The sequence below is a fragment of the Streptococcus sp. 477 genome (genome assembly GCF_013277295.1).
GTDB classification, from domain to species: domain Bacteria; phylum Bacillota; class Bacilli; order Lactobacillales; family Streptococcaceae; genus Streptococcus; species Streptococcus pseudopneumoniae.
On record NZ_VMMQ01000008.1, the window covers coordinates 22,464 to 34,254 of the forward strand.

Sequence of the window (11,791 nt, forward strand, 5' to 3'; positions counted from 1 at the left end):
CAAAGAACAAACTAGGAAGCTAGCCACAGGTTGCTCAAAACACTATTTTGAGGTTGCAGATAGAGCTGACGTGGTTTGAAGAGATTTTCGAAGAGTATTAGATTCGTGTAGCGACCATGAGAGATGCTCCAGCTTGGATCGTTGTCGGATAAGTTCCGGGAATAGTCGCTGTATAAGCATCTTGGTTGGTGATGATAACAGGAGTTTCTGTCACCAGACCTGCAGCCTTAATGACATCCATATCAAAACGAATCAGTTGCTGACCAACTGTGACATGGTCTCCTTGGGCTACAAGACTTTCAAATCCTTTGCCATCAAGACCTACTGTATCCATACCGATGTGGATGAGCAATTCCACCCCCTCGTCAGAGACAATACCAATGGCATGCTTGGTAGGAAAAAGAACCGTCACTGTCCCATTGACTGGAGAAGTCAACTCACCTTGGCTTGGTTCAATGACCAGACCTTGCCCCATGACACCTGAAGCAAAGACTGGATCCGTTGCTTGACTTAGTTCTTTCACTTGGCCAGTCAGCGGGCTAACAATTTCTACTGGAGTAAGTTCTACTGGTTCATGACTCACAAATTCTGCTTCTTCTTGAGCAACGAATTCTGCCTGCAAGTCCGTATCGTCCTCTGTTTTTGTAAAGAGACCAGCCTTGCGGAAGAAGAAAGTCAAGAGCATTGGAACAACAATCGCAACTAGCATAGTTCCTGCAAATGGCAGCATGTATTAAGATTGAATAGAGAGAATACCTGGCAAACCACCGATACCAATAGAAGCCGCAGTTACATTAAAAGTAACGGATAACATGCCTGCAAGGGCTGAACCAGTCATCCCAGCAACAAATGGATAAATATATTTTACGTTAACTCCAAAAAGAGCTGGTTCTGTAACACCGAGATAGGCCGAAATGGTTGCAGGAAGTGAAACCTGAGCCTCACGCTCATCATGGCGATGCATGAAATAATAGGCAAACACGGCTGAGCCTTGAGCAATATTAGAAAGAGCAATCATTGGCCATAGGGCAGTGCCACCAGCATCCGCAATCAATTGTGTATCAATGGCATTGGTCATATGGTGCAGACCTGTGATGACAAATGGAGCGTAGAGGGCACCAAAAATTGCACCGAAGAGCCATTTAACTGGACCAGTTAAACCTGCCAAGACAACTGATGAAAGTCCTTGTCCAATTGTCCAACCGATTGGTCCCAAAACAGTATGAGCCAAAATCAAGGCTGGAATCAATGACAAAAAAGGTACAAAAATCATGGAAATGACTTCTGGGATATGTTTGCGCCAGAAAATTTCAAGATAAGACAGACTCAAACCTGCAAGCAAGGCTGGGATAACTTGGGCTTGGTAACCAATACGATTAACAGTAAAATAACCAAAATTCCAAACCCAGTTTGCTGCGATATCAGCTGCTAGCGTTGAAGCAACCGCATAGGCATTGAGCAACTGAGGCGATACCAAACAGATTCCGAGAACAATTCCCAAAATTTGGCTGGTTCCCATCTTACGAGAAACAGACCAAGTAATCCCTACTGGTAAGAACTGGAAGATAGCTTCACCAGGCAACCAGAGGAAGTGATTAACCCCTGCCCAAAACTGAGAGGATTCTGTGATGGTCTTGCCATCCAACATCGACCAATGGACACCTTCCAAGACATTACAGAAACCGAGGATCAATCCACCAACAATCAAGGCTGGAATAATCGGAGTAAAGATTTCCGCCAGAGTGGTCATAACACCTTGGACCACGTTTTGATTACTCTTAGCTGCAGACTTGGCTGCTTCTTTGGAAGCACCCTCAATACCTGAAACGGCTGTAAAATCATTATAAAAGATGGGCACGTCATTTCCAATGATTACCTGAAATTGACCTGCATTTGTAAAAGTTCCTTTAACAGCTGGAATTGACTCGATAGCTTTAACATTAGCCTTCTTATCATCTCCTAAAACAAAGCGCATCCGTGTCGCACAGTGAGTTACGGCAGTCACATTTTCTTTGCCTCCAATTGCCTGAAGCAGATCTTTGGCTTCTTGTTCAAATTTTCCCATTTGATTCTCCTTATACTTGTCAAAGCAAGTTTGATTTGATAAGTATATTGTAAATGATACCAAACTTGTCTGCAACTTGTTTGGTATAAAAAGGGTGTTTTTTTGTAAATTTTCTAGCACTTGTATGGTAAAATAGATACAGGTGTTCATTAAACTAGACTAAAAACCTATTTAAGCAGGCAAAATGAAGAAATACCAACAATTATTTAAGCAAATCCAAGAAACCATTCAAAACGAGACTTACGCTGTCGGAGATTTCCTTCCTAGCGAGCACGACCTTATGGAGCAATATCAAGTGAGTCGTGATACCGTCCGAAAGGCCCTGTCTCTCCTCCAAGAGGAAGGATTGATCAAAAAGATAAGAGGGCAAGGTTCTCAAGTCGTCAAAGAAGAAACCGTCAATTTCCCTGTATCCAACCTAACCAGCTACCAAGAACTAGTTAAAGAACTTGGACTGCGCTCTAAAACCAACGTGGTCAGTCTGGACAAGATTATTATTGATAAAAAATCCTCACTGATAACCGGTTTCCCAGAGTTTCGGATGGTTTGGAAGGTGGTCCGCCAGCGTGTGGTGGATGATCTGGTATCCGTTCTGGATACAGACTATCTGGATATGGAACTCATCCCAAATCTCACTCGCCAAATTGCTGAGCAGTCTATCTATTCTTATATAGAAAATGGCCTCAAACTCCTTATTGATTATGCTCAGAAGGAAATCACCATTGACCACTCAAGCGACCGAGACAAGATTCTCATGGACATTGGCAAAGACCCTTATGTCGTTTCGATTAAATCAAAAGTCTATCTCCAAGACGGACGCCAATTTCAGTTTACCGAAAGTCGCCATAAGTTAGAGAAATTTAGATTTGTAGATTTTGCAAAGCGCAAGAAATAAAAGACTGAGACACTAGATCTCAGCCTTTTTCGGCTCTATAATATTTGTAGTGGGTACCCCCCTATAGATATTATGGAGCCTATTTTATTGTAGAAAAAAAGTCCCATAAGATCTATAATGAAAAGCGACAAAACAACTCATTAGAAAGAATCATATGGAACAATTACATTTTATCACAAAATTACTAGACATTAAAGACCCTAATATCCAGATTTTAGACATCATCAATAAGGATACACACAAGGAAATCATCGCCAAACTGGACTACGACGCCCCATCTTGCCCTGAGTGCGGAAACCAATTGAAGAAATATGACTTTCAAAAACCTTCTAAAATTCCTTATCTTGAAACGACTGGTATACCTACTAGAATTCTCCTTAGAAAGCGTCGATTCAAGTGCTATCACTGTTCAAAAATGATGATCGCTGAAACTTCTATCGTCAAGAAGAATCACCAAATCCCTCGTATCATCAACCAAAAGATTGCTCAAAAGTTAATTGAAAAGATTTCTATGACCGATATTGCCCATCAGCTTTCCATCTCAACTTCAACTGTCATTCGAAAGCTCAATGACTTCCACTTTGAGTGTAATTTTAGAAATCTGCCTAAGATTATGTCTTGGGACGTTGAAACAGTCCGGGGAGTGACTGTTTCAATCGGGAGATGGAGATGAGCTTTATTGCGCAAGATTTTGATAAGCTCAATATCATCACTGTTCTTGAAGGTAGAACACAAGCCGTCATTCGAGATCACTTTCTTAAATATGATAGGGTCGTCCGATGTCGAGTGAAAATTATTACTATGGATATGTTTAGTCCTTATTATGACTTAGCTAGGCAACTTTTTCCAAACGCTAAAATCGTTCTGGATCGCTTTCACATTGTGCAACATCTTAGCCGTGCTATGAGTCGTGTCCGTGTCCAAATTATGAATCAGTTTGAACGAAAATCCCATGAATACAAGGCTATTAAACGATACTGGAAACTCATTCAACAGGATAGTCGTAAACTCAGCGATAAACGTTTTTATCGCCCTACTTTTCGTATGCACTTAACGAATAAAGAGATTCTTGACAAGCTTTTGAGCTATTCAGAAGACTTGAAACACCACTACAATCTCTATCAGCTCTTACTTTTTCACTTCCAGAACAAGGAGCCTGACAAATTTTTCGGACTTATTGAGGACAATCTAAAGCAGGTTCATCCTCTTTTTCAGACTGTCTTTAAAACCTTTCTAAAGGATAAAGAAAAGATTGTCAATGCCCTTCAACTACACTATTCTAACGCCAAATTAGAAGCAACCAATAATCTCATTAAGCTTATCAAACGAAATGCCTTTGGATTTCGGAACTTTGAAAACTTCAAAAAACGGATTTTTATCGCTCTGAACATCAAAAAAGAAAGGACGAAATTTGTCCTTTCTCGAGCTTAGCTGACTTCAATCCACTACAGTTGACAAAGAGCCTAAAAATTGACATGGAAATTATAAAACCATTACTAGTTTAGTCCTTTTTGATAACGTGCCAATTCGGCTTGGTTCGCCCAAATATAGTGACCTGGACGGATTTCAACCATGGATGGTTTATCAGTCTCATAGTCGTGTTGACTTGGGTCGTAAACCTTCAAGACCTTCTTACGTTCCAAGATTGGGTCTGGAATTGGTACCGCTGAAAGCAAGGCTTGAGTATATGGGTGAATTGGATTGTTAAACAATTCTTCTGTCTCTGCAACCTCTACAATAACACCCTTGTAAATAACTGCGATACGATCTGAAATAAAACGAACAACCGACAAGTCATGGGCGATAAAGAGATAGGTCAAGCCAAGTTCTTTTTGGAATTTTTTGAGCAAGTTCAAGACTTGGGCACGCACAGAAACGTCCAAGGCTGAAATTGGTTCATCCGCAATAACAAAGTCTGGTTGCATGACCAAGGCACGGGCAATACCGATACGTTGACGTTGACCACCTGAAAACTCATGAGGGTAACGAGTCAAATGCTCAGCAAGCAGACCCACTTCACGGATAATATTTTGAACTTTCTCTTCACGCTCTGCTTCATCCTTAAACAAATGGTGATTGTAAAGACCTTCAGAAATAATATAATCAACAGTCGCACGTTCATTCAAACTTGCCGCAGGGTCTTGGAAAATCATCTGGATACGACGAATCAATTCCGCAGCTTGTTCACGCGATTTCTTACCATTAATCTTTTGACCCTCAAAAATGATATCTCCATTACTTGTATCATTGAGACCGATGATAGCACGACCAATAGTTGTTTTCCCACTACCTGACTCACCAACAAGCGAGAACGTTTCTCCCTTGTTGATAAAGAAGTTAGCATTTTTAACCGCGACAAACTTCTTACTTCCTTCACCGAAGGAAATTTCTAAATCTTTAATTTCTACTAATTTTTCAGACATTTCCTTCCTCCTAGTCAGCCAGATGGGCAAATCCCATTTTTTCACGGATCTTATCATGGAGATTTGCAATCACAGCTGGTTTTTCTACTTTTGGAGCATCCTCATGAAGAAGCCAAGTTTTAGCCCAATGTGTCTCTGATACTGAGAATTGAGGAGCTTTTTGTTCGAAGTCAATCTGCATTGCATAGTCAGAACGCAAGGCAAAGGCATCCCCTTTCAAGTCAGTATAAAGTGACGGAGGTGTTCCTGGGATTGAGTAAAGATCCCCTTTATCATCAGCAAGCTGAGGCAAGCTAGACAAGAGACTCCATGTATATGGATGGCAAGCGTCATAGAAGACTTCCTCAACAGTTCCATACTCAACGATTTCTCCTGCATACATAACCGCTACCTTATCCGCAATACTTGCTACCACACCAAGGTCGTGAGTGATAAAGATTGTTGTGAAATGATACTCGTTTTGTAAAGATTTTAGCAAATCAATAATCTGAGCTTGAATGGTTACATCCAAGGCAGTTGTTGGCTCATCACAGATCAAGACATCAGGTCGGCAGGCAAGGGCAATCGCAATAACGATACGTTGACGCATTCCTCCAGAATATTGGAATGGGTATTCATTAAAACGTCTATCTGCGTCTGGAATGCCAACCTTATTCATGTAGTCAATGGCCAATTCTTTTGCTTCCTTGGCTGTTTTTCCTTGGTGTTTTACAATAACTTCTGTAATCTGGCTACCAATTGTTTTAATGGGGTCCAAACTAGTCATTGGATCCTGGAAGATAGTCGCAATCTTAGCACCACGAATTTGTTCCCAATCCTTGTGAGAAGATAAAGCTGTCAAATCCTGACCACGGTAGTCAATACTACCTTGGGCAATGCGACCATTTTCTTCGAGCATACCTGTGAAGGTCTTTGTCAAAACAGATTTACCTGATCCTGACTCACCTACCAAGGCTAATACTTCTCCTTCAACTAGTTCAAGGGAAACGCCGCGAATGGCTGTCAATACTTTGTCACGAACGTCAAATTCCACGACAATATCGCGAGCAGTCAAAATTACATTTTTTTCTTTTGTCATTTCTACTCCTATCTATGTGTACGTGGATCACTAGCATCCGCTAAGTTTTGACCAACTACGAAAAGGGACAAGGATACCAAGACAAGAGTTGTCAATGGAATCCAGAACAAGTAAGCATTGGTTGTTACGTTTTGTGAATAATCCGAAATCAAACGACCCAAACTTGGCACGGTAATCGGTAATCCTAGACCGAAGAAAGACAAGAAGGCTTCGTATGAGATAAAGCTTGGAAGCATTTGAGTCATGGTTGTCACAATAACAGATACCAATTGTGGCATGATGTTTTTGGCAACAATCTTCAAGGTTGGTGTTCCCAAAGTACGTGACGCCAAGTTGTATTCCAAATCACGGTAACGCAAGATTTGCACACGGATCATGAAGGCAATCCCAATCCATGTCGTCACACTCATAGCAAAAATCAGATTCCAGAATCCAGCTCCGATTGAGTAAGTCAAGACAATGACAATCAAAAGAGATGGGATGTTTGAGATGACGTTATAAACTTCCATCATGACACGGTCAACTGATTTTGAAATTCCCCAAATACCACCGACAAAAACACCGATAACCAAGTTAATCACTGTCGCAATCACAGAAATGAGGATAGAGTTACGAGCTCCAAACCAGACACCGTCAAAGAGTGATTTACCGTTACTGTCTGTACCGAACCAATGCTCAGCATTTGGCTTGATATAACGAGCACTAAAGTCGTTTACCTTGCTGACATCATTGAAATCAAACTTAGAAAACATTGGGTAGATGAAACTCATCAAAATGATGGCTACCAAGATTCCCAACATGACTACAGTTGATTTTTTCTTCATAAATTGTCTAAACACTGATTTCCAGTAAGAATATGCTGGCGCATCAATAGTTTCAGAGGCAAAATCGTCACGTTTTATAAACTGAAATTTTTCTTTATCGATTGTAGACATTATTTGCCTCCTTTCTCAGTCAATTTAATACGTGGGTCAATAATAGTCATCCAAATATCTCCCAAAAGACGTGAGAAGATAGAAATACATGTAAAGATGAAGACAAGACCAACGACCATAGAGTTATTAGATGCTTTTACAGAGTCAATCAACATTTTACCCATACCTGGGAAGGCGAAGACTGTTTCAGTAAGGGTTGCACCACCGATAACCCCAATAATGGCACCAGGAATTCCTGAAACCAGCGGAACCATGGCATTTTTAAAGATGTGTTTGTTTGAAATTTCTTTTTCAGACAAACCTTTTGCACGAGCGAAACGAACAAAGTCTTGAGATTGCAAGTCAATCATGTAACGACGAATCCAAATAGCTGTACCAGGAGCACCCAACAAACCAAGGATGACTGCTGGTAAAACGTAAGAACGCCAATCTCCAGCTCCCAAGATAGGGAACGAATCTGGAAGACCAATAGATGATCCAATCAATCGAACGATGTAAACCAAGGCAATGGTTGGAAGAGCAAGCAAGAAGGTCAAAGCCCCTGTTGAGAAGCTATCAATCCAAGTGTTCTTGAAACGAGCCATGGCTGAACCAAGTGGCACTGCAATCGCATAAGAAATCACCAAACCAATCAAACCAGTAATAGCAGAGCTGACAATCATAGATGGATATTGGTAATTACTTTCAGTCGCTGTATAAGGATCATCTTTCCCATAGCTAGCTACTTCACGAGAGTCAGCCTGACTAGGTGACTTGTAGGTTCTTGAGTAAATATTTACAGAAGACGTTTTCTTACCTGTTGGGAACTGAACTTGGGCAGTTTTGGTTTGTCCTTGACCTTGAGTAATAACCTGAAGAACTGGTGTATTAGCATAGGTTGGATAAGAGTCACCTAAATTCAAGTTCGCAAAGTTTTGATGAACAAATGGGAACTGACTGTTAAAGTACAAGAGATATTTATGTTTAGTTCCTGAACCGACCAATGACCATCCGATAGCTGGATCATTTTCGAAACGAAGGTAACGTTTCAAGTCTGGATTTTCAGGGTCTTGGATTTTATTTGTATGGTCAATGTCAATCAAGTTAGCATAGAAGTGAAAAACACGTTCAAAAATGGGGATTTCACGACTAGCATAGAATTGACCACTTTCAGTAAATTCTCCCAAAGTCCAACCATGACCTAATTGATTGATGTACTTTTCATAAATAGCTTTATTGGTCGCATTTGCTTCTACTGTTACAGAAGAATCCATGCTACTTGCCTTTTCTTGCAACTCTTTAGTATCGTAATACTCAATGTAGCCCATACGCTCAAACACAGTATTTTCATAGTTATCACGTTTATCAGCCGTTGTCGCAATTTTATTATAGTTAGGGTCCTGCTTGAAAATCAATTTTCGAGGAACCAAGGTATAGATAATCGTGTAGGTCAAAGTCGTCACTAAGAAAATCGAAACCAATGACCGCAAAACACGCATAAAAATATATTTTTTCATATTATTTCCTTTAAAAATCCCAAAAGAACCTTCTCCTCATGGAGAGAAAGTTCTATTAGAAATTATTTACTTCACATGACTTGCCAATTCTTTTTGAGCTTTCTCATTTGATTCAGCTTTTTCTTTCAACCATTTTTCACGAGCTTTTTCATACTCTTTCTTAGTCACCGCTTTATCTTGTAATTTCAAATATTTGAAGTAAACATCTGACCCCTTAGAGCCTGTTTGCGCAGAAGCTCCAGTAAATGGAACAACTCGTGAAAGCACCGGTGCTGCACCAGCAGAAGCCATAGCAGGAATAAAGAGTGAACTATCTGTCAACCATGCTTGAGCCGCTGCATATTTTTCATAACGGACATTCAAGTCGCTTGTCTCTTTGGCAGCTTCATCAACTAATTTATCGTATTCTTTCAAACCAACTTGAACTACTGAAGGGCTATTTGGATTATCAAATCCTAAATATGTTTTTGTAGTTTCACTGCTAGTTGTTTTTAAAATATCCAGGTAAGTAGATGGGTCTTGATAGTCTGGCCCCCATGAAACTCCTCCCGATACATCCCAATCCTCAGCTGACGCATTAGCAGCATAGTAAGTGATATTAAGAAATTCATCTCTTGTCATTTGTTGAATATCAACCACGACATTTTCAGCACCAAGAACTGTTTCTACAGATTGTTTAAAGGACTGAATACGGGATATGTAGCCTTTTGCTGCTTGGTCTACTGGAACATCCAAATGAATAGGGAACTGAACGCCGTCTGCTTCTAAAGTTTTCTTAGCTTTCGCAAACTCTGCCTTGGCCTTGTCAGCATTGAATAAACCATCCTGCCCATCAGCTAAATTCACACCTTTCCACTCATCTCCATAGGCAGGAAGTTGAGCAGCGACTAAATCACCAAAGGTCTTCTCACCAACTGAAACAAAGTCTGGTTTTACAAATAGATTACGAACTGCTAAAGCTGCTCCATCTTTACCATTGATTTGAGCAGAGTAAGCTGAGCGATCAAAAGCAAAATTCAAGGCTTGACGGAAATCTTTGTTAAGCAATGCCTTCTTAGTAGAGGCTTTCTCTGAATCGGTAGTTTTAGAAGTATAGTTGTAACTTTGGCGATCAATATTCACACCTATACCAGCAATCCCAGAGTCTGGTTGTGTGTAATAGATATTGTCCTTGTATTTTTCTGCAACCTTAGAATAGTTGGAGCTGGTAGGGTAAAGACGGGCAAAACTATAAGCTCCACTAGTGAAGTTACGCTCTAGCGACTCCTGATCTGAGCCATCATAGTAAGCCAGATTTATAGTATCTAGGTGGACGTTTTCTTTGTCCCAATATTGCTCATTTTTTACAAACTCTACAGAAGATTTTGCAGTCAACCCTTTCAACAAGAATGGACCATTATAAAGCAAGGATGTCGGATCTGTTGGTTTAGCAAAATCGCTTCCTTTTGATGTTTCGAATTCTTCATTCAGAGGCCAGAAAATAGAATAAGTCAACTTAGAGTTCCAGAACGGTTCAGGCTGGTTCAAAGTGTATTGTAACGTATAATCATCAACCGCCTTGACACCAACTGTTGAAAAATCTGTTGAAGTTCCTGATAGATAATCTGCTAAGCCTTTAACCGAATTTTCAGCTAAATACATAGCTTCTGATTTTTTATCTGCTGCGTGTTTTAAACCGTTCACGAAATCTTTAGCCGTCACCTCTGCATATTCTTCTCCATCAGAGGTAAACCATTTAACCCCTTTACGAATCTTATAAGTATAGGTCAAACCATCCTTAGAGACTTCCCAATCCTCTGCAACTGCAGGAGCAAGATTCCCGTAATTATCGTTAGTGAATAAACCATCAATCCCATTTGAAGTCACTACTTTTGTACTATTTTTACTTGAAATCAGGTAGTCCAAGGTTTCTGGGTCTGCTGTATAAATATAGCCATAAGCTTTAGGGGCTGATGAATCAGATGATTTTGAAGAACTGCATGCTGCAAGTACACCTGCTGCTAATAAAACAAGACCTGCTGTAGCAAATACACGACTTTTTTTCATTTTCTACTCCTCTGTTTATGTGAATTATAGATTGACAACCATTATATCATATTATCCATTAAAAATCAAACAAATTTTCAGAATATTTAGGCTTGTTGGCACAAATTTTTCATTTTTTTTTTTGAATATATGATTCAAATTGTCGTTCGAAGTGTCAAAGACTACAGTGAAAATAGGAAATTTGACGCAGAAACTTTGGAGCTTAGGAAGACATACAGTAAAATAAAATACGGACGGAACAATGTGATTTTGGAATTCAAATTAAATTATAACAATATTAGACTTCCTGCAAAAGAGGATATAGCTTCATGAGTCCTTGATAACCATTGTCAGCCAAGATTTTACCAGCTTGTCCGATATTTCTGCGACTCGTTTTGAACAACTTCATATCATGACAATAGTTCACAGCGATATCCAAAGAAACAATTCTCCCTTGACTTGTGACAATCGCTTGAGCCTTCATAGCGTGGCATTTCTTTTTATAGTCATTTAGTTTTTAAAAAGCGTTCCAAACATTCAAAAATAGTTGGGACTTCCCTTAATAAATCTGTTACTTTCTTTTTCAAGATAGCCCAAGCTTGCTCAATAGGATTCAAATCCGGTGAATATGGCGGTAGAGGTAAGAAAAAGTGTTTATCTTGGATGCAGAGTTCATCCAAAATGTTCTTGGGATCAAAACTAGCATTGTCCATGATAATAACATGAGGTGTCTTCAAAGCAGGCAGGAGTTGCGTTTTGAACCACTCCACAAAGAAATCGCTTGTCCTGCTGTTCTTGTAAATCATGGGAGCTATAAACTCTCCGTCTACTTGTCCTGCAACAATTGAAGTTCGCTCAAAACGACGTCCGCTAA

7 protein-coding genes and 4 pseudogenes are annotated in these 11,791 nt (G+C 40.0%); 3 read left to right on the forward strand and 8 right to left on the reverse strand.

The annotated features are described in order from the left end of the window. Nucleotides 1–97 precede the first annotated feature (97 nt). A pseudogene (treP, locus tag HT691_RS01420) lies at nucleotides 98–2,065 on the reverse strand (PTS system trehalose-specific EIIBC component). Nucleotides 2,066–2,249: 184 nt separating this feature from the next. On the opposite strand from treP, the gene treR reads away from it, so the two are divergent. Together treR and HT691_RS01430 are read left to right on the forward strand one after the other, a co-directional pair. Further along, the gene (treR, locus tag HT691_RS01425) at nucleotides 2,250–2,960 is read left to right on the forward strand and encodes a trehalose operon repressor (RefSeq protein WP_000760673.1); all 711 of its coding nucleotides are present in this window, start codon (nucleotides 2,250–2,252) and stop codon (nucleotides 2,958–2,960) included. Between the two features lie 154 nt (nucleotides 2,961–3,114). Next, nucleotides 3,115–4,391: pseudogene (locus HT691_RS01430) on the forward strand (ISL3 family transposase). 65 nt (nucleotides 4,392–4,456) lie between these two features. Here the strand turns inward: HT691_RS01430 and HT691_RS01435 are convergent. The 5 genes from HT691_RS01435 to HT691_RS01455 all read right to left on the reverse strand — a co-directional run bounded on the left by HT691_RS01435 (nucleotide 4,457) and on the right by HT691_RS01455 (nucleotide 10,938). Then, complete coding sequence (locus HT691_RS01435) at nucleotides 4,457–5,383, reverse strand: ATP-binding cassette domain-containing protein (protein WP_001291299.1); 927 nt, start codon at nucleotides 5,381–5,383, stop codon at nucleotides 4,457–4,459. Nucleotides 5,384–5,393: 10 nt separating this feature from the next. Then, entirely contained in the window at nucleotides 5,394–6,461 is a 1,068-nt protein-coding gene (locus HT691_RS01440; protein WP_023933096.1) for an ABC transporter ATP-binding protein, read from the reverse strand. Nucleotides 6,462–6,469: 8 nt separating this feature from the next. After that, nucleotides 6,470–7,396 carry an oligopeptide ABC transporter permease OppC gene (oppC, locus tag HT691_RS01445; protein ID WP_000103690.1) on the reverse strand — a complete coding sequence of 309 codons (927 nt, stop codon included), beginning with the start codon at nucleotides 7,394–7,396 and terminating at the stop codon, nucleotides 6,470–6,472. After that, nucleotides 7,396–8,892, reverse strand: coding sequence for an ABC transporter permease (locus tag HT691_RS01450; RefSeq protein WP_023933093.1), 1,497 nt, complete (start codon nucleotides 8,890–8,892; stop codon nucleotides 7,396–7,398). Before HT691_RS01450 ends, oppC begins: the two co-directional genes overlap by 1 nt. Nucleotides 8,893–8,958: 66 nt before the next feature. Then, nucleotides 8,959–10,938, reverse strand: coding sequence for a peptide ABC transporter substrate-binding protein (locus HT691_RS01455; protein WP_023933091.1), 1,980 nt, complete (start codon nucleotides 10,936–10,938; stop codon nucleotides 8,959–8,961). A gap of 129 nt (nucleotides 10,939–11,067) precedes the next feature. Between HT691_RS01455 and HT691_RS11200 the strand changes: the two genes are divergently transcribed. Next, nucleotides 11,068–11,250 carry a hypothetical protein gene (locus HT691_RS11200; RefSeq protein ID WP_078800210.1) on the forward strand — a complete coding sequence of 61 codons (183 nt, stop codon included), beginning with the start codon at nucleotides 11,068–11,070 and terminating at the stop codon, nucleotides 11,248–11,250. Here HT691_RS11200 and HT691_RS01460 read toward each other — a convergent pair. Together HT691_RS01460 and HT691_RS01465 are read right to left on the reverse strand one after the other, a co-directional pair. Next, nucleotides 11,234–11,419 (reverse strand): annotated as a pseudogene (locus HT691_RS01460) (transposase); the annotation flags it as partial. The gene HT691_RS11200 and the pseudogene HT691_RS01460 overlap by 17 nt on opposite strands. Nucleotides 11,420–11,423: 4 nt before the next feature. Continuing rightward, nucleotides 11,424–11,791, reverse strand: a pseudogene (locus HT691_RS01465) (IS630 family transposase); the annotation flags it as partial.

Excerpts from the sequence above, each read along its gene's own strand:
- treR (WP_000760673.1), top strand. The coding sequence starts at position 2,250 with ATGAAGAAATACCAACAATTATTTAAGCAAATCCAAGAAACCATTCAA.
- oppC (WP_000103690.1), bottom strand. The coding sequence starts at position 7,396 with ATGTCTACAATCGATAAAGAAAAATTTCAGTTTATAAAACGTGACGAT.
- HT691_RS01450 (WP_023933093.1), bottom strand. The coding sequence starts at position 8,892 with ATGAAAAAATATATTTTTATGCGTGTTTTGCGGTCATTGGTTTCGATT.
- HT691_RS01455 (WP_023933091.1), bottom strand. The coding sequence starts at position 10,938 with ATGAAAAAAAGTCGTGTATTTGCTACAGCAGGTCTTGTTTTATTAGCA.
- HT691_RS11200 (WP_078800210.1), top strand. The coding sequence starts at position 11,068 with ATGATTCAAATTGTCGTTCGAAGTGTCAAAGACTACAGTGAAAATAGG.
- HT691_RS01440 (WP_023933096.1), bottom strand. The coding sequence starts at position 6,461 with ATGACAAAAGAAAAAAATGTAATTTTGACTGCTCGCGATATTGTCGTG.
- HT691_RS01435 (WP_001291299.1), bottom strand. The coding sequence starts at position 5,383 with ATGTCTGAAAAATTAGTAGAAATTAAAGATTTAGAAATTTCCTTCGGT.